This is a genomic window from Kitasatospora sp. Ki12 (genome assembly GCF_054601375.1).
This window is the reverse complement of sequence record NZ_BAAIHT010000001.1, coordinates 2,426,250-2,442,481: the sequence shown is the minus strand read 5'-3', so window position 1 is coordinate 2,442,481 and position 16,232 is coordinate 2,426,250. Positions and strand designations below refer to the sequence as shown.

The following is a 16,232-nucleotide window of genomic DNA, read 5'->3' as shown; positions in this document are numbered from 1 at the left end:
GCGGTCGGGTCGGGACGGCCGGGGCGGGCGGGGCAGTCGGTGGTCAGCGCGGGTCGAGCGGGGGGAGCCGCCAGCTGCCGTCGAGGACGGCCCGGTCCGGGCCGTAGAGCCGGAGCACCACGGTGAACGGGCCGTCCGGGGCGGGCAGCCAGTTGGCGGAGTGGCCGGCGTCGGCGGGGCGCTTGTGCCGGATGTGGAGGGTGAGGCCGCCGTCCGGGTCGCGGACCAGGCCGGGGGTGTGGTCGCCGATGGAGTAGCGGTCCAGGGTGTTGTCGACCAGCCGGTGCAGCTCGCCGGACAGCTCGTAGAGGGTGGCGGACCAGGAGAAGCGGGCCGGCGGCAGCGCGTCCGGGGCGAAGCGGATGACGTGGTCGCGGTCGGCGGCGTTCGGCGGGCGGTGGCCCGCGCTGTCCGCCTGCCAGCTGTCGTACCAGACCTCCTCGGTGGGCAGTCCGTCGAGGTCGACCAGGGCACTGACGGCCTGCCGGAGGAAGTCGCCGCCGATCTGCTCGCGGGTGCCGGACAGGCCGCACCGGTCGCGGAGTCCGGCGAGGGCTCCCCGGAGCCGCGCGCGGCCGTCGGCGATGCCGCGTTCGATCTCGGCGCGCGCCTCCAGCGGGAGGGCGGCGGGCTCGAACTCGCCGCGGCCGTCGACGCCGAGGTCGGCGAGGCGGCCGCGCAGGTCGGTCTCGGCGGGCGGCAGTGGGACGGGGCCGGCCGGCGGGAAGAAGCCGAGCAGGAAGTCGAGGAGGGAGAGGAACTCGACGCCGTCCGGGATCTCCTCGCGCCAGACCGGCCAGACCGGCTCCGGCGCGGGGTCCGGCGCGGGCGTGCCGGCGTACTCGTGCAGCGGGCGCAGCCGGTACCGCTCCTGGACGGCGGCGAGTTCGGCGGCTTCGACCGAGGTGTCGCCGGTGAGCCGGGTGCGGCCGGGGATGCCGACCAGTCGGGTGGCGGTGCGGGTCACGCTGCGAATGCCCGGCGGGGGCTCGCCCTTCCAGTCGGGGCCGGCCACCAGGTGGTCGCCGGCCTCCGGGCCGGTGGTCCGGGAGCCGATGAACCCGGCGTACACGCCGTCGAGTTCCTGCAGCGGTAGGACGTAGTAGCGGTCCTCGGCGGGGACCGAGACGACCCAGGGTTCGGCGCGCAGGTCGAGCCAGGCGCGGGAGTACGGGGTGTCCCCGGCCTCGCTGCCGACGGCGGCGGCGGCTTCGGTGCCGACAACGGGGGTGCCAGTGGGGGCGCCGGTCGGGGTGTCGGTCGGGGCGCCGGTCGGGGTGTCGGCGGGGGTGGGCGGCCTCGGGTGGTGGCGGAAGACGCCGAAGCCGCCGAGGTACGACGGGTCCGCGTCGTCCAGGGCCTGGGCGTAGAGGCGGCGGTAGGTGCGCAGGAGGGGTTGGGCGCGGATCCAGGCCTCGGCGGCGGTCGCGCGGACGGTGTCCGGATCCACGAGTGCCGGGTTGACCATGCTGTCGCTCTCCCACTGCCGAATCCGGTCGAATCGGTATGGACCGATACAGATCGGATGCTAAGTGGACGGGGAGGGGGCGGCATGTCGGGCCGGGCGCTCCCCGGGATACCGGACCGCCGCGGGATCCGGACCGCCGCGGGATCCGGGCGCCCACGGGATCCGGACGGTCGCGGAATCTGCTCAGCGCTAATCCGGGCGTACCGGCGGGACGGCCGGGAGAGGGTGAGCGGTATGAAGATCCTCCTGCTCGGAGGCTCGTCCTTCCTCGGACGGGCCTACGCCGTCGAGGCCCTCGCCAGGGGCCACCAGGTGACCACGTTCAACCGCGGCCGCAGCGCCGCCGACCTGCCCGGGGTCGAGGCCGTCCGGGGCGACCGCGACAGCGCGGAGGACCTCGCCCGGCTGGTCGACGGACGCGCCTGGGACGCCGTCGTCGACACCTCCGCCCAGCAGCCCGCCCAAGCCGTGCTCACCGCACGGCTGCTGCGCGAGCGGGCCGGCCACTACACCTTCGTCTCCTCCGTGCACGCCTTCGCCGACTGGCCCGCCCGGGTGATCGGCGAGGACTCCCCGCTCCACCCCTGCCCAGCCGACACCCCGCCCGATCAGCCGTTCAGCGCCGCCCTGAAGGCCGGCTGCGAGCGCGCCGTGCTGGAGGGCTTCGGCGCCGGGCGTTCACTGGTCCTCAACAGCGGGCTGCTCATCGGACCGTACGAGATCGGCGGGCGGCTGCCCTGGTGGCTGGAGCGGATGGCGCGCGGCGGGCGGGTGCTCGCCCCGGGCGATCCGCACCGGACCATGCAGGTGATCGACGTCCGGGACTTCGCCGCCTTCGGGCTGGACCTGCTGACGGCCGGGACGGCGGGCCGGTTCCTCACCACGGCCCCGCCCGGGCGGCTGAGCTTCGGCGAGTGGCTGGAGACCTGCCGGACGGTCGCGGGCGCCACGGACACCGAACTGGTCTGGGTGCCGGACGCCCCGCTGCTCGCCGAGGGGCCGGACCGGGTCGAGCCCTGGAGCGAACTCCCGCTCTGGGCACCGGACCTGCCCGAGATTGCGGGCACCTGGCTCGCCGACACCGGCCGGGCGGAGGCGGCCGGGCTGCGCTGCCGACCGTTCGCCGAGACCGCCCGCGACACCTGGGACTGGCTGCGGACGCGCGGACCGGCCGAGGACACCGCCGCCGACGGACGCAAGGGGCGGCCGGGTACGGCGACACCCATGGGCATCGAACCAGGGAAGGAGCGGCGGCTGTTGGCCGCCTTGGCGTGAGCCGGCCATGGGAGTGGGAAGTCGGACGGGCCGACTTCCCACTCCCCGACGGACCGCACCCTCAGTGCGAACGGCGGGTGACCAGCTCGGCGAGCGCCAGCAGTTCGTCGGCCGCGGCCGGCTCCGGTACGGCGGCGGCCAGTTGCGCCATCGCCGCGGCCATCCGCTCGCAGGACTGCCCCTGCGCCCAGCCACGCCCGCCGGCCGCCTCCACCGCCGCCGCGCACTGGGCCAACTCCTCGGGGCTCAGCGGACGTTCGAGCGCGTAGAGCTCGGCCAGCCGCCGGCCCTCGGCGGTGCCGGAGCTCAGCGCCGCGACCACCGGCAGCGACTTCTTCCGGGCGACCAGGTCCGCCCCGACCGGCTTGCCGGTCACCGCCGGATCCCCCCAGATACCGATCAGGTCGTCGATCAGCTGGAAGGCCAGGCCGATCTCCCGGCCGAAGCCGTCCATCGCCTGCGCCGTCTCCTCGGACGCGCCCCCGTACAGGGCTCCCATCGCGCAGGCGGCGCCGAGCAGGGCACCGGTCTTGGCCTCCGCCATCGCCAGGCACTCGGGCAGCGAGACGTCGTTGCGCTGCTCGAAGGCGCAGTCGATCTGCTGACCCTCGCACAGTTCGACCACGCAGTCGGCGAGCCGGCGGATCGAGCCGTGGGCGGCCTGGTGGGTGTCCTGGGCGAGCAGCCGCAGCGCGAGGGAGTGCATGGCGTCCCCGGCCAGGATGGCCTCGGTGGTGCCGAACACCCGCCAGGCGGTGGGGCGGTGGCGCCGGGTGTCGTCCCGGTCGATGACGTCGTCGTGGAGCAGGGTGAAGTTGTGCACCAGCTCCACCGCGGCGGCCGCGGCGGCGGCCTCGCCGGGCGTGCCGCCCAGGGCCTGGGTGGCGGCGAGGACCAGGGCCGGTCGGATCGCCTTGCCGGCGGAGGCCGCGGCGGGCGTGCCGTCCGCCTCCCACCAGCCGAAGTGGTAGCCCGCGACCTTGCGCATCGTGCCGGGCAGCGAGTCGACGGCGGCCCGCATGACCGGGTCGACCAGCGCGCGGGCACGGGCGAGGATGTCCGCCGCCTCGTGCCCCTCCTTGTGGTCCCGTTCCAGCGTGGGACTCGTCATGGGTCTCTCCCCCTTGTCGGCGCCCGTCCCGGGACGGCCCGGTGCGGGCGGGCCGGAACGGCGCTGTGGATGTCGGGCGGTGTTCGGGCACGGCGACCGGGACGCACGGCCCAGCCAGCACGCCCCGGCTAGCGCGGCCCAGCGAGCACGGCTCGGCTCGTACGGTTCGGGGCGTGCCGGGACGCGCCGTCCGGCCGGGGTGCGGTGGGCACCTCCGGCCGGACGGCGTGGATCTCCGGTCGGCCTCGCCGGGCCGCCGTCAGCGCTGCGCGATGTCCACGTTCTCCAGGACGCCGACGGCGTCCGGCACCAGGATCGCGGCGGAGTAGTAGGCGCTCACCAGGTAGGAAATGATGGCCTTCTCGTCGATTCCCATGAACCGGACCGAAAGGCTCGGCTGGTATTCGTCCGGAATTCCGGTCTGGTGCAGCCCGATGACACCCTGGTTGTCCTCGCCGACCCGCATCGCGATGATCGAGCTGGTGTTCCCGCCGGTGATCGGGATCTTGTTGCACGGGAAGACCGGGACCCCGCGCCAGGACATGACGTGGCGGCCCTCGACCTCGACGGTGCCGGGGTTGATGCCGCGCTTGTTGAGCTCCCGGCCGAAGGCGGCGATGGCCCTGGGGTGGGCCAGGAACATCTTGGTGCTGCGGCGGCGGCTGAGCAGCTCGTCCATGTCGTCCGGGGTGGGCGGGCCGGAGTGGGTCTGGATCCGCTGGTCGTACGCGGCGTTCTCCAGCAGGCCGAACTCGGGGTTGTTGACGAGCTCGTGCTCCTGGCGCTCCCGCAGGGCCTCGATGGTCAGCCGGAGCTGGTGCTCGGTCTGGTTCATCGGCTGGTTGTAGAGGTCGGCGACGCGGCTGTGCACCTTGAGGATGGTCTGCGCGACGCTCAGCTCGTACTCGCGGGGCTTGAGCTCGTAGTCGACGAAGGCGCCGGGCAGCTCGTACTCGCCCTCGTGGCCGGCGGAGAGGTCGATCGCGGCCTCGCCGTGCTTGTTCTGCGCCTGCTGGAAGCCGTTCAGGTACTCGATGACCTGCAGCTGCAGCGCCTCGGAGCGGTCGTGCAGCTCCTCGAAGGCGGGCCAGGACAGCACCAGCACGGTGCCGGAGGTCGCGGCGCGGACGGTGTACGGCCAGTTGCCGCCGTCCTGCTGGACGGCCTCGTCGCCGAGGTGGTCGCCGTCGGCCAGGGTACCGACGACCGTCTCGTCGCCGTACTTGCCGGTGCCCATCCGGTCGAGCTTGCCGTGCGCGATCACGAAGACCTCGGTGATCGGCGTGCCGGCCTCGACCAGGACGTCCCCGGGGTTGAACTCCCGCTGCACGAAGCGCGAGGCCAGCTCCTCCAGCACCGCCTCGTCCTGGAATCCGCGCAGCACCGGCACCTCGGCGAGCGTCGGCGGGACGATCCGCACGTCGGCACCGGTCTTGACGAAGCCCACCCGGCCCCGGCCGACCGCGTAGCGCAGGCGGCGGTTGACCCGGTAGGTACCGCCGGACACCTGCACCCAGGGCAGCTTCCTGAGCAGCCAGCGCGGGCTGATGCCCTGCATCTGCGGCGCGGACTTGGTGGTCGTGGCGAGGTTCCGCGCGCCCGCCGTGCTCAGACTCTGCTGCTGCCGGACTTCCGACTGCGCACCTGGCGCGGGAATACCGGCATTGGTTTCGGTCGACATGAGGGGAGCCCTTCGCATATCCCGATGAATCGTCGCCTTGCACATTCGTGTTGCAGCTTCATCGTGGGCCCATTCGAAGGCAGCCCGCAATCACTCATTCGAGTGGTTTGGAACAACCGAACAAATAGTACGACTGGATCACCTGATCGATATCAATTCGACTGTTCATTCGAACAGACCGGAACCCGGCATCCCATCTTGCCCCATCGACCCCGTCCCCCGCGCCTCCCCTTGACAAGGTCCGGACCCCACCGCTAAAGCGGCCCGTCCCAGTCGAGCGTCGGCTCCAACACCCCCTCCAGGGTGAGCAGCCAGCGCTTCACCTCGATCCCGACCCGGCCGCCGCCGAAGCCGCCGATCCCGTCCGCCGCCACCACCCGGTGGCAGGGCACCAGCAGCGCGACCGGGTTGGCGGCCATCATCTGCCCGACCGTCCGGGCGGCCAGGCCGGGCTCCGTGACGCCCTCGAACACCCCGCTGCGGGAGGCCAGTTCGCCGTACGTGACGGTGCGGCCGAACGGCACCTCGCGCCAGAGCGTCTGCAGCACGGCGCGGTGCGGCCCGGAGCTCAGGCTCCAGTCGATCGGCAGGCCCAACTCACGCGTGCGGCCCGCCAGATAGGCGCCGATCCGCTCGGTGACGGCGGCGATCTTCGTGTCGTCGGTGCACGGGGGCGCCTCGCCGTCCCGTCCGCCGTACCCGGCCGCCGCCACGCCGAGCGGGGTCACCGCGATGTGCATCGGGCCGCTGGGCAGCGGAGTCGGCACGGTCAGCCAGGACATCGACCAGGACTGCGACACGCTCGGGCCCCCGCCCTCCGCCGGACCGGCCGCCGGCCACCCCGGCGCCCGGAGGGCTTCCCCGCCCCGCGCGCCATCGTACGGCGGCCGATCGGCACCCCGGTCGCGGTCGGCCTCCGGGCGGGCGCGGTCGACCGCCGAATCGGCGCGGTCAGGCGCGGTCGGCCGCCGGCCGGACACGGACGACTCCGGTCAGAGCCGCCCCTTCAGCCGGGTGGCCAGCGCCTGGGACCAGTGCGCCAGTTCGGCGCGGTCCGGGGCGCGGCCCTCGCACAGCAGGGCGAGCTGCGCCTCGTTGATCCGGTTCGGCCCCGGGATCTCCAGCAGGTACGCCAGCTCGGCCAGTACCGTGGCGAGCCGCTCGGCGTCCGTGTGGTCCAGGGCGACCGCGGACTCGTGGTGGCTGATGGTGAGCGAACCGGGCATTGGTCGACCTCCTCCGTCACCCCCGCCCCTCCACGGTACGACCGGGTCGGCCGCCCCGCCCGCCGCGGAGGCCTGCGTGCGCGGGTGGGGCAGCCGGTTGCACTCCGGGGCCGGCCGGGCACGGTGCGCGGTGGGTCGCACCGGGGGCCGGGGGTGCGCCCCGGAGCCGTCCGAGGGGTTGGTCAGTTCTCCGGCGCCTCCTCCCAGCGCCGATTCCGTACGGCCGGTATGCCCAACACTACGGCCCCGGCGGCCAGTTGCCAGACAGACCCGAGCAGCAACACGCCGCCGATCCCGAACCGGCCGGACAGCGGGCCGGCCGCCGCCAGACCGAGCGGGCCGAGGACGAAGGAGCCGAGCGCGCCGAAGGAGGTCAGCCGCCCGAGCAGTTCCACCGGGACCCACTCCTGCATCGTCGTGCCGTACAGCGTCCCGCAGACCGCCGAGCCGACCCCCGCCACCAGCCCGCCCGCGACCACCCAGGGCAACGAGGCCCCGGCCGCGAGCGCCCCGGACGGCAGCGCCCAGCCCAGACCGGCCACGGTGGCCACCGCCAGCGGACGGGCGGGCCGACGGCCGAGCATCAGCAGCCCGCCGAGCACCGCGCCGGCCCCGTACACACCCATCACCAGGCCCCAGGCGCGGGCCCCGCCGAGGTCCCGCTGCGCGGTCAGCGGGCCGAGCACCAGGAACGGCGCCCAGACCAGCAGGTTGAACAGGCCCATCTGCGCGGTGGTGAGCCAGAGCCACGGACGGGAGGCGAACTCCGACCAGCCCGCCCGCAGGTCCTCGATCATCGACTCCCCGCCGCCGCCCGACGGCCCCCGCCCGGGCAGCCGCAGCGCGGCCAGCGCGAAGGCCCCGACGCCGTACGTCACCGCGTCGACCAGCAGCACGGCGGCCGGGCCCCACGCCGCGGTCAGCAGGCCGGCCGCGGCCGGACCGACCACAGTGGACACCGAACGGGACAGCCCCAGCAGGGTGTTGGCGTCCGCCAACAGCTCCTTCCGGCGCACCAGCCCGGGCACGATCGCACCGAAGGCCGGCATGAACAGCCCCTCCCCGACCCCCCACACGGCCACCAGGGCGACCATCGCCCAGACCGGCGCGTGCCCGGCCAGCAGCAGCCCGGCGAACAGCGCCTGGACCAGCCCGCGCAGCAGGTCCGACCCCAGCATCACCCGGCGGCTGCCGAGCCGGTCGGCGATCACCCCGCCGGCCAGCAGCACCAGCACCACCGGGAGGATCCGGGCCGCCATCACCCACCCCAGGTCGGTGCCGCCGCCACCGCCGTCGAGCACCGCGAACGCCACCGCCACCGGCGCCATCGAGGAGCCGACGAGGGACGTCGTGTACCCGGTGAAGAACCACAGGAATTCGCGCTCGCCCAGCACGGCGAGCCGGTCTCCCAGACGCCTACGGCGAGCCGGGATCCGTTCGGTGTCCACTGCCATGGGCAGCAAGTCTGGGGTTCCGGGGAGACGGGATTCAAGGGTTTCCGGGAAAAACTTGAGCCTTTCCGCATCAATTTCCGGCGAGTCGGCGACTACCGCAGTAAACAGTCCTGGAAATAGCCGTCCACCTGCTGTTTACTGTGCCTGGCGGATATTCTTCCGGCGGCTTCGGATGATTGATTTACTGCGGAAGAGGGCGAACGTGACAGAGAGCGCGGCAGGACTCCCACCGGTCGAGTACGCCGTCGCCGTCGAGCGCTACCTGGCCGCCTCCGGGCTCGCCGAGGGCTCCCGGCGGATCTACCGGATCGCGCTGCACACCTGGGCCTGGGCGCTCGCCGACCGCCCCGCCCCCACCGGCACCGAACGGCGCCGCGCCCGGCCCCCCGTACTGCCGCTCGCCCTGCTCGACCACCCGGACGCCGCCGGGCGGCTCCGCGCCGCCGTCACCCACCGCGGCACGGACACCGACCCGCGCACCCTCAACCGGGAACTCTCCACCCTCCGCGCGGCCGTGGCCTGGTGGCGGGCCCGCGGCTGGATCGACGGCGACCCGACGACCGGCCTGCACCCCCGCCCACTACCCGAACCACCCGCCACCGCCGGCCCGTTGACCCCCGACGAACTGCACGCCCTGTTCGCCCTCCGCGCGCCGCTGCGCGAACAGACGCTCTGGCACCTGCTGCACGAATCCGGCGCCGTGATCGAGGCCGTCCTGGCCCTGGACACCGACCACCTCGACCTCCCGCACCGCCGCACCCGCCCCGGACACGCCCCCGTCCACTGGCGGGCCGGCACCGCCCGCCTCCTCCCCCTCCTCATCGCCGGCCGCGGCACCGGCCCGCTCTTCCTCACCGACCGCCGCGCCCCCGCCGGCACCCCCGCCGCCGACCGCTGCCCCTACACCGGCCGCGCCCGCCTCTCCTACCGCCGCGCGGCGGAGCTGTTCACCGCCCACACCGGCGCGCTCGGGCCCGGCCGGACCCTCCGGCAGCTGCGGACGGGGCGGTAGCGGCAGCGGCTCCGCAGCACCTGATCGGCAGCCGAACCCGCCTGCCCTGAAGGCGAGTTCGCCCCTTCCGAGGCGACCGGCAGCCGGTCCGGGTCACGACCGCGCGGACCCCGGTACGTTCCGCGCGACGACCGTTACACAGCCGATGGGCGGCCGTGACACGACCGGCCGAGGACCGCGACAGGGCCCTCCTACCGTCACTGACGACGCCCCGGCCGCACCGGTCGCACGAGTCCTACCGGCCGTACCGGCCGTACCGGCCCTCCGACCCGACGGCGACCCGGTCGAGGGGCGTCCGTGACGAGGACGTGCACGTCCGGCGCCGAAGACCGACGTATCCCACCGATGCAGATGGAGACCACCGCATGAGCAGGAGCCGTACCGTTCACTCGCCCACCCGCCGCGTCCTGGCGGTCTGCGCCCTCACCGGGGCCGCACTGCTGACCGTCATGACCGGCGGACAGGCCTGGGCCGACGGCACCCCGAAGACCCCCGCCCCCGCCGCGGTCGCCGGGGCCACCCCGACCGCCACCCCGAGCGCGGCCGGCCCCAAGGCCCCCGCCGCCCCCGCTCCCGCCGTCGCCCCCGCCGGGGCCGCGCCGACCGCCACCCCGAGCGCCGGCCCGAAGAGCCCTGCCCCGGCCGCTCCGCAGGCCCCCAACGGCACCCAGCCGCAGGTCCGCGACGTGCCGAAGGGCGCCGCGCAGGCAGGCGACGGTTCCACTGCCTCCGACAGCTCCGGCCTGATGCTCGCGGGCGGCGGCGCCGTCGCGGCCGTCGGCGCCGGCGCGCTGGGCTTCGCCGTCCTGCGCCGCCGCTCCGGTGCGCGCGGCTGACACCGGTCCCGAGTCCGCCGGGCACCCCGGCGCCGTTCCCCCGCACCCGGCCAGTCGGGGGAACGGCGCCGGGGCCGCCCCGACGGCGGGGACCGTCGGCCACGGCCGCACGCGCGCGAACGGCCCCGGCCGCGGGCCGGGACACCGGCGCGGACGGCGCCGCGCCGCCAGAACCGGCCCGAGTGCCCTGCGCCGTACGGCCTTCGGCACGGCGGGCCTGCTCTGCCTGGTGCTCGGCGTCTCACTTGCGCTGTCCGGCCGGGAGACCCCGGTGGTGCGGATCGAGGCCTCCGGGCACGGCAGCAGCACCGCCGGCACCCCGCCGGCCGCAGCGGCCACCGGGACCACCGCACCCGTCGGCGGCCCCGCGGCCAGCGCCCCGAAGCCCGTCCCGTCCTCCCCGCCGACGCGACTGCTCATCCCCTCCGCCGGAGTGGACGCGCCGGTGACCGACCTCGGGCTGAACACCGACGGCACCGTGCAGGTACCGCCGGCCGACCGGGGTGACGAGGTCGGCTGGTACCGCAACGGCCCCACCCCCGGCGAGACCGGGCCGGCCGTCCTGATCGGGCACTACGACACCGCGCACGGCCCGGCGGTCTTCCGACAGCTGCCGAAACTGCGGCCCGGCGAGCTGATCCAGGTCCGGCGGGCGGACGGCGGCACCGTGGACTTCAAGGTCCGTACACTGCTCCAGGCCGCCAAGGACGCCTTCCCCACCGAACAGGTCTACGGCAACACGCCCGCACCCGCGCTGCGGCTGATCACCTGCGGCGGGCGGATCGGCTCGGACGGCCACTGGACGGACAACATCATCGTGCTGGCCGACCCGGCCTGACCCTTCCCCTGTTCCGTACCTGATCCGCCCCGATCCGCCCCCGGGGAGCCACCGGCCTGGAACCCCGCCGGGAACCCCCGGCCGCCGTCCGCACGACCTACCAGTGGGGCCCGGGCGCTCGGCGGCCACCGGGCCGCGCGGCGGAGCGGGCCCGCCGACCGCCGCAGCACCATAGATCAGGAGGACGAGCACCGACCGTGGCAGCACCACCCGTACCCCGCCGCCGTCCCGGCGCCGTCCCCGTGGCGGCCCTGGCCGGCCTGCTCGTCCTCCTCGCCGTCGCCGCGCTGGCCTTCGGCCGGTCCACCCCCGGCGGTCTGCGGGACCAGGGGCCGGTCCGGACGGTCACGCCACCGCCCGTCGCCCAGGCGCTCTGGCCGGCCCTGGACGCCACACCGGCCCCGACCCAGCCCGTCACCGGCGCCGGTGACGCCACCCAGCCACCGCCGCAGCCCGTACCCGACGTGACCGTCCCCGGGCACGACGTCACGGCGGTCGACGTCCGTACCGTCCTCGCCAAGGACCCGGCCGTCACCGCCGAGGAACGGACGGCGCTCGGCTCCTGCGACAACTGCGAGATCCGCAGTCCCGAGTTCCGCGACCTCACCGGGGACGGCCGGCTCTCGCTGATCATCGCCGTCATCACCCCCGGCCCGGTGGTGCTGCACGTCTACACCCCTGCCGAAAACCGTCTGCTGCCCGTCCTGCGGGTCCAGGTCCAACGGACCTTCAGCGCCGCGACCATCGGCTCCGACCTGTGGCTGTACGAGTCGACCAGCCTCTACGTCCGGACCAGCAGCCACTACCACTGGGACGGCGTCAGGCTCGTCCTGCTGGAGCGGAAGGACGAGGGCCTCGGCGTGCGTCCGCCCACCGGGGAGGGCCCCGCCCAGCCCAGCGGTGCCGTCAAGACCGCGGCACCGGTCGGCCCGTCGGCCGTTCCGACCGCCACCCCCTCCGCCGGCGCGGCCGTCCAGCCCCCGCGCGCGCCCCGGCCGGCCACCCCGCAGATCACGCCCACCGTGTCCCCGGAGCCGAAGCGATGACCCCCGCGATGACCCCCGCGACGCACCCCGCCGCCGCCCAGCCGCACATCCTCCTGGTCGAGGACGACGAGGTGATCCGCGAGGCCACCCGGATGGCCCTGGAGCGCTACGGCTTCCCGGTCACCACGGCCGCCGACGGACTGGAGGGGCTGGAGGCCTTCCACGCCGTCCGGCCCGACCTGCTCCTGCTGGACGTCATGCTGCCGCTGCTCGACGGGGTCGGCCTCTGCCGCCGGATCCGCGAGGAGAGCCAGCTGCCGATCCTGATGATGTCGGCGCGCACCGACCCGGTGGACGTGGTCTCCGGCCTCGAAGCCGGCGCGGACGACTACGTGGTCAAGCCGTTCGAGAGCGCCGTGCTGGTGGCCCGGATCCGCACCGTGCTGCGGCGTATCCCGGTCGCCCCGACGCCGCCGTCCGAAGCCCCGCCCACCACCCCCTCCTCCCCTCCCGCCCCGTCCACCCCTCCCTCCCCCACCGTCCGCAGCTTCGACGGCCTCCGGGTGGACACCGACAGCATGGAGGTGCGGGTCGACGGGCGCCTGGTCCCGCTCACCCCCACCGAGCTGCGGCTGCTGCTGGAGTTCACCGCCGCACCCGGCATCGTGCTGGAGCGCTCCACCCTGCTCGAACGGGTCTGGGACTACGAGTGGGGCGCCGACACCCGCGTCGTGGACGTCCACGTCCAGCGGCTGCGCGCCAAGATCGGCTCCGGCCGGATCGAGACCGTCCGCGGCTTCGGCTACAAGCTGCGGCGACCGGCATGACCCTGCGCCGCCAGATCGCCACCGCCGTCGCCGCCATCTCCGTCCTGGTCGCGGTGGCCGTCGGCCTGCTGGTCCACCGGGCGATGATCCGCCAGCACGTCGACCAGGCCCGCGCCACCGCCCTCACCGCCCTCGAATCCTCCCTGACCGGCTACGGCCGCAGCGGCGAGGTGGCGGGCCGCGGCGCCGCCCTGAACGACCCGGCGCTGCCCGGCCGACTGCACACCCTCGCCACCGGCGGCCGGCAGGGATCGATGCTCGCGACCGACGGCGCGGGCGAATCCATGTGGGCGGCCGGCCCGGTGCAGCAGGGCGTGCTCTCCGTCCGGGTGGACTTCGCCCAGGACCGGCAGGCCATCGCCGACCTGGACCGGATCATCCTGCTCACCGTCGTCGCCGCGGTCTTCACCACCGTGCTGGCCGGCGTACTCGTCGCCGACCGGATCAGCCGTCGCCTGCGGACCGCGGCCACAGCGGCCCGGGGCATCGCCGCCGGCGGAACCGACACCCGGATCGGCGAACTCGTCGACGGCAAGGACGAGGTCGCCGACCTCGCCGCCGCCGTCGACCTGATGTCCCGCACCCTGCACCGCCGCCTCGCCGACGAGCAACGCTTCACCGCGGACGTCGCCCACGAACTCCGAACCCCGCTCACCGGCCTGGTCACCGCCGCCGAACTGCTCCCGCCGGGCCGGCCCACCGAACTCGTCCGCAACCGGGTCCAGGCCCTGCGCGGCCTGGTCGAAGACCTCCTGGAGGTCTCCCGCCTGGACGCCGACGCCGAAGCCCCCGACCTCTCCGCCATCCCGCTGGACCGCGCGGTGCGCCGGACCGTCACCCTCACCGGCCTGGACGTCACCGTCGAGGTCGCCGACGGCCCCCGGGTCCGCACCGACCTGCGCCGACTGGACCGCATCCTCGGCAACCTGCTCATCAACGCCCACCGCCACGGCGCCGCCCCGGTCCACCTCCACGTCGACGGCCGCCGCATCACCGTCCGCGACCACGGCCCCGGCTACCCCGACGACCTCCTCCGGCACGGCCCCCAACGCTTCCGCACCAACGCCCCCGAACGCGGCCGCGGCCACGGCCTCGGCCTCACCATCGCCACCGGCCACACCCGCGTCATCGGCGCCACCCTCACCTTCACCAACCACCCCGACGGCGGCGCCCTCGCCACCCTCACCCTCCCACCCGACTGACCCCCGAGCCGACCACACGTCAGCTCCCCCTCCCGCAAACCCCCTGCTGACCACCAGCCCGCCGCCCCCACCAACGAAACGCCGAAGGGCCAGCCCGCCCGGGATCACCCCGGCGAACTGGCCCTTCACACGCGGAGCCCCCTGTCGGGTTCGAACCGACGACCCCCGCTTTACAAGAGCGGTGCTCTGGCCAGCTGAGCTAAGGAGGCACGGTGACCGTCCGCGACGGATCACGGCGGCACCGGGGGCAGTCTACCGGGCCGGGGTGGCGGGGTGGTGGGATATCCGGGGGTTGGTGGGGTGGGGCTGGCGTGATGGAACCGATGCCGAAATCGGGGCGGGAGGGGCTGACAAGGCGCGGAAGCGCGGGTAGCGTCGCCGGGAGTCGCGGTTTCGTTCCAGTGGTTCAGACCACTGGCGGGCGACGGACAACTACACCCCCCCTTTACTCGGATCGTCCGGCACGTTCCTGCCGGTGAAGGAGAGCAACGACCATGGCTTCTGTCACGTACGACAAGGCGACCCGCATCTACCCGGGTGCGGACAAGCCCTCGGTGAACGCCCTGGACCTGGACATCGCGGACGGCGAGTTCCTGGTGCTGGTCGGCCCCTCGGGCTGCGGCAAGTCGACCAGCCTGCGCATGCTGGCCGGTCTGGAGGACGTCAACGACGGCGCGATCCGCATCGGCGACCGGGACGTCACCCACCTGCCGCCGAAGGACCGGGACATCGCGATGGTGTTCCAGAACTACGCGCTCTACCCGCACATGACGGTCGCCGAGAACATGGGCTTCGCGCTCAAGATCGCCGGCGTGAACAAGTCGGAGATCCGCACCAAGGTCGAAGAGGCCGCGAAGATCCTCGACCTCACCGAGTACCTGGACCGCAAGCCGAAGGCGCTCTCCGGCGGTCAGCGCCAGCGCGTCGCGATGGGCCGCGCGATCGTCCGCCAGCCGCAGGTCTTCCTGATGGACGAGCCGCTGTCGAACCTGGACGCCAAGCTCCGCGTCTCGACCCGTACCCAGATCGCCGGCCTGCAGCGCCGCCTGGGCATCACCACGGTGTACGTCACCCACGACCAGACCGAGGCGCTCACCATGGGCGACCGGGTCGCGGTGCTCAAGGACGGCGTGCTGCAGCAGGTCGACACCCCGCGCAACATGTACGACAAGCCCGCCAACCTGTTCGTGGCCGGCTTCATCGGCTCGCCGGCCATGAACCTGGTCGAGGTGCCGCTGGTGGACGGCGGCGTGAAGTTCGGCGGCTCGGTCGTCAACATCTCCCGCGAGAACCTGGTCGGCGCGGGCTCGGACAAGACGGTGACCGTCGGCGTCCGCCCGGAGCACTTCCAGATCGTCCCCGCGGGTGGCATCGAGGGCGTCGCGGTGACGGTGAACGTGGTCGAGGAGCTCGGCTCGGACGGCTTCGTCTACGGCACCACCAAGATCGGCGGCGAGGACAAGGACCTGGTCGTCCGCGTGCCCGGCCGTCAGATCCCGGCCCGCGGCGAGACCATCCACGTGGTGCCGATCGCCAACGAGACCCACGTCTTCGCCACCGGCAGCGGTGTGCGCCTGAGCGTCTGCGACTGACGCGACGCCCGGTCGGCCCGGCCACCCCGCGCGGCCGGCCCCTGGCCGCCCCACGGCCGAACCCGAGGCCGCCCCGCGCGGCTGACGACGGACACGACGGAGCCCGTCGGACCACTCCCGGTCCGGCGGGCTCCCTCCGTACACCCCCGCGTCAACACGGCGCGGGGACGAACCCGGACACCGTGTCACTCGATGGTGTAACGGAGGGCGATCCGGCCCGCACCCACCGCTACTCTCCTGAGGGTGAAGCAGCTTGTGCGCCGTATCGGCCAGACCGTCGCCCTGACCCTGCCGGTCGTCCTGGTGACCACCGGCACCCTCGCCGTGACCCGGGTCCCATGGGCCCCGCCGACCGGTCTCGACCAGCAGGTCGTGGCGGCGTCGAGCGGGGACGGCGCCGGGATCGGGCGTTCCACCACCGCGGCCAGGACGGCCGACGGGCTCGCCCCGCAGGAGTCGTTGCGGGTGGCCCTGCTGGACGAGCTGCGGGCGAAGAACCCGTCCGCCGCGCTGGACCTGCTGGAGCGCTCGATGCGCGAGCAGCCCTCGCTGACGCCGTACTGCACCTCGCTGGCCACCGAGCTGGGCAAGGCGGCGGTGCGCAAGTACCAGGGCGACGTCCAGCGGGCCCGTTCCTTCGCCCGCCCGGTCTGCGACGGCTCGTTCTCGGCCGGCGTGGTGGGCTGACGCCCGTACGGGCCACGGCCGGGGCGGCGGGCCTATT

At 74.3% G+C, this 16,232-nt stretch carries 15 protein-coding genes and 1 tRNA gene; 9 read left to right on the top strand and 7 right to left on the bottom strand.

All coding sequences use genetic code 11. The features are described 5' to 3' along the window. Positions 1 to 43: 43 nt before the first annotated feature. Positions 44 to 1,468, bottom strand: a complete 1,425-nt coding sequence (locus tag ACYP53_RS10695; protein ID WP_189915912.1) for a DUF1254 domain-containing protein — start codon at positions 1,466 to 1,468, stop codon at positions 44 to 46. Between the two features lie 234 nt (positions 1,469 to 1,702). Here ACYP53_RS10695 and ACYP53_RS10690 point away from each other — a divergent pair, with 234 nt between their 5' ends. Then, positions 1,703 to 2,743: an NAD-dependent epimerase/dehydratase family protein gene (locus ACYP53_RS10690; RefSeq protein ID WP_459647263.1), complete on the top strand. Its 1,041-nt coding sequence runs from the start codon at positions 1,703 to 1,705 to the stop codon at positions 2,741 to 2,743. Positions 2,744 to 2,804: 61 nt separating this feature from the next. Here ACYP53_RS10690 and ACYP53_RS10685 read toward each other — a convergent pair whose 3' ends face one another. The 5 genes from ACYP53_RS10685 to ACYP53_RS10665 all read right to left on the bottom strand — a co-directional run bounded on the left by ACYP53_RS10685 (position 2,805) and on the right by ACYP53_RS10665 (position 8,215). Continuing rightward, the gene (locus tag ACYP53_RS10685) at positions 2,805 to 3,854 is read right to left on the bottom strand and encodes a family 2 encapsulin nanocompartment cargo protein polyprenyl transferase (protein ID WP_459647262.1); all 1,050 of its coding nucleotides are present in this window, start codon (positions 3,852 to 3,854) and stop codon (positions 2,805 to 2,807) included. Positions 3,855 to 4,113: 259 nt separating this feature from the next. After that, positions 4,114 to 5,535 carry a family 2B encapsulin nanocompartment shell protein gene (locus ACYP53_RS10680; protein ID WP_189915909.1) on the bottom strand — a complete coding sequence of 474 codons (1,422 nt, stop codon included), beginning with the start codon at positions 5,533 to 5,535 and terminating at the stop codon, positions 4,114 to 4,116. A gap of 254 nt (positions 5,536 to 5,789) precedes the next feature. Further along, a complete protein-coding gene (locus tag ACYP53_RS10675) occupies positions 5,790 to 6,335 on the bottom strand; it encodes a methylated-DNA--[protein]-cysteine S-methyltransferase (protein WP_459647261.1) in 546 nt (181 codons plus the stop codon). 192 nt (positions 6,336 to 6,527) lie between these two features. Then, positions 6,528 to 6,761: a hypothetical protein gene (locus tag ACYP53_RS10670; RefSeq protein ID WP_189915908.1), complete on the bottom strand. Its 234-nt coding sequence runs from the start codon at positions 6,759 to 6,761 to the stop codon at positions 6,528 to 6,530. 182 nt (positions 6,762 to 6,943) lie between these two features. Beyond that, entirely contained in the window at positions 6,944 to 8,215 is a 1,272-nt protein-coding gene (locus ACYP53_RS10665) for an MFS transporter (protein ID WP_459647260.1), read from the bottom strand. A gap of 202 nt (positions 8,216 to 8,417) precedes the next feature. On the opposite strand from ACYP53_RS10665, the gene ACYP53_RS10660 reads away from it, so the two are divergent. The 6 genes from ACYP53_RS10660 (at position 8,418) to ACYP53_RS10635 (ending at position 13,916) form a co-directional block, all read left to right on the top strand. Further along, entirely contained in the window at positions 8,418 to 9,227 is an 810-nt protein-coding gene (locus tag ACYP53_RS10660; RefSeq protein WP_229928557.1) for a site-specific integrase, read from the top strand. A gap of 365 nt (positions 9,228 to 9,592) precedes the next feature. Further along, complete coding sequence (locus ACYP53_RS10655; RefSeq protein ID WP_459647259.1) at positions 9,593 to 10,063, top strand: sortase-dependent protein; 471 nt, start codon at positions 9,593 to 9,595, stop codon at positions 10,061 to 10,063. Further along, a complete protein-coding gene (locus tag ACYP53_RS10650) occupies positions 10,050 to 10,901 on the top strand; it encodes a class F sortase (protein WP_459647258.1) in 852 nt (283 codons plus the stop codon). The genes ACYP53_RS10655 and ACYP53_RS10650 overlap by 14 nt, the downstream gene beginning before the upstream one ends. A gap of 197 nt (positions 10,902 to 11,098) precedes the next feature. Then, the gene (locus tag ACYP53_RS10645; RefSeq protein ID WP_459647257.1) at positions 11,099 to 11,947 is read left to right on the top strand and encodes a hypothetical protein; all 849 of its coding nucleotides are present in this window, start codon (positions 11,099 to 11,101) and stop codon (positions 11,945 to 11,947) included. A gap of 8 nt (positions 11,948 to 11,955) precedes the next feature. Next, positions 11,956 to 12,714: a two-component system response regulator CseB gene (cseB, locus tag ACYP53_RS10640; RefSeq protein ID WP_459647966.1), complete on the top strand. Its 759-nt coding sequence runs from the start codon at positions 11,956 to 11,958 to the stop codon at positions 12,712 to 12,714. Further along, positions 12,711 to 13,916 carry a sensor histidine kinase gene (locus tag ACYP53_RS10635; protein ID WP_459647256.1) on the top strand — a complete coding sequence of 402 codons (1,206 nt, stop codon included), beginning with the start codon at positions 12,711 to 12,713 and terminating at the stop codon, positions 13,914 to 13,916. Before cseB ends, ACYP53_RS10635 begins: the two co-directional genes overlap by 4 nt. 135 nt (positions 13,917 to 14,051) lie before the next feature. On the opposite strand, the gene ACYP53_RS10630 is transcribed toward ACYP53_RS10635, so the two are convergent. Beyond that, positions 14,052 to 14,125: transfer RNA gene (locus tag ACYP53_RS10630), tRNA-Thr, on the bottom strand. 285 nt (positions 14,126 to 14,410) lie between these two features. Here ACYP53_RS10630 and ACYP53_RS10625 point away from each other — a divergent pair. Then, on the top strand, positions 14,411 to 15,508 hold the full coding sequence (locus ACYP53_RS10625) for an ABC transporter ATP-binding protein (RefSeq protein ID WP_189915901.1): 1,098 nt from the start codon (positions 14,411 to 14,413) through the stop codon (positions 15,506 to 15,508). Positions 15,509 to 15,751: 243 nt separating this feature from the next. Next, a complete protein-coding gene (locus ACYP53_RS10620; RefSeq protein WP_189915900.1) occupies positions 15,752 to 16,195 on the top strand; it encodes a hypothetical protein in 444 nt (147 codons plus the stop codon). Positions 16,196 to 16,232 lie beyond the last annotated feature (37 nt).

What these genes read in the sequence shown, in the direction of transcription:
- ACYP53_RS10695 (WP_189915912.1), bottom strand. Translation starts at nt 1,468, where the DNA reads ATGGTCAACCCGGCACTCGTGGATCCGGACACCGTCCGCGCGACCGCC.
- ACYP53_RS10690 (WP_459647263.1), top strand. Translation starts at nt 1,703, where the DNA reads ATGAAGATCCTCCTGCTCGGAGGCTCGTCCTTCCTCGGACGGGCCTAC.
- ACYP53_RS10685 (WP_459647262.1), bottom strand. Translation starts at nt 3,854, where the DNA reads ATGACGAGTCCCACGCTGGAACGGGACCACAAGGAGGGGCACGAGGCG.
- ACYP53_RS10680 (WP_189915909.1), bottom strand. Translation starts at nt 5,535, where the DNA reads ATGTCGACCGAAACCAATGCCGGTATTCCCGCGCCAGGTGCGCAGTCG.
- ACYP53_RS10670 (WP_189915908.1), bottom strand. Translation starts at nt 6,761, where the DNA reads ATGCCCGGTTCGCTCACCATCAGCCACCACGAGTCCGCGGTCGCCCTG.
- ACYP53_RS10665 (WP_459647260.1), bottom strand. Translation starts at nt 8,215, where the DNA reads ATGGCAGTGGACACCGAACGGATCCCGGCTCGCCGTAGGCGTCTGGGA.
- ACYP53_RS10655 (WP_459647259.1), top strand. Translation starts at nt 9,593, where the DNA reads ATGAGCAGGAGCCGTACCGTTCACTCGCCCACCCGCCGCGTCCTGGCG.
- cseB (WP_459647966.1), top strand. Translation starts at nt 11,956, where the DNA reads ATGACCCCCGCGACGCACCCCGCCGCCGCCCAGCCGCACATCCTCCTG.
- ACYP53_RS10635 (WP_459647256.1), top strand. Translation starts at nt 12,711, where the DNA reads ATGACCCTGCGCCGCCAGATCGCCACCGCCGTCGCCGCCATCTCCGTC.
- ACYP53_RS10625 (WP_189915901.1), top strand. Translation starts at nt 14,411, where the DNA reads ATGGCTTCTGTCACGTACGACAAGGCGACCCGCATCTACCCGGGTGCG.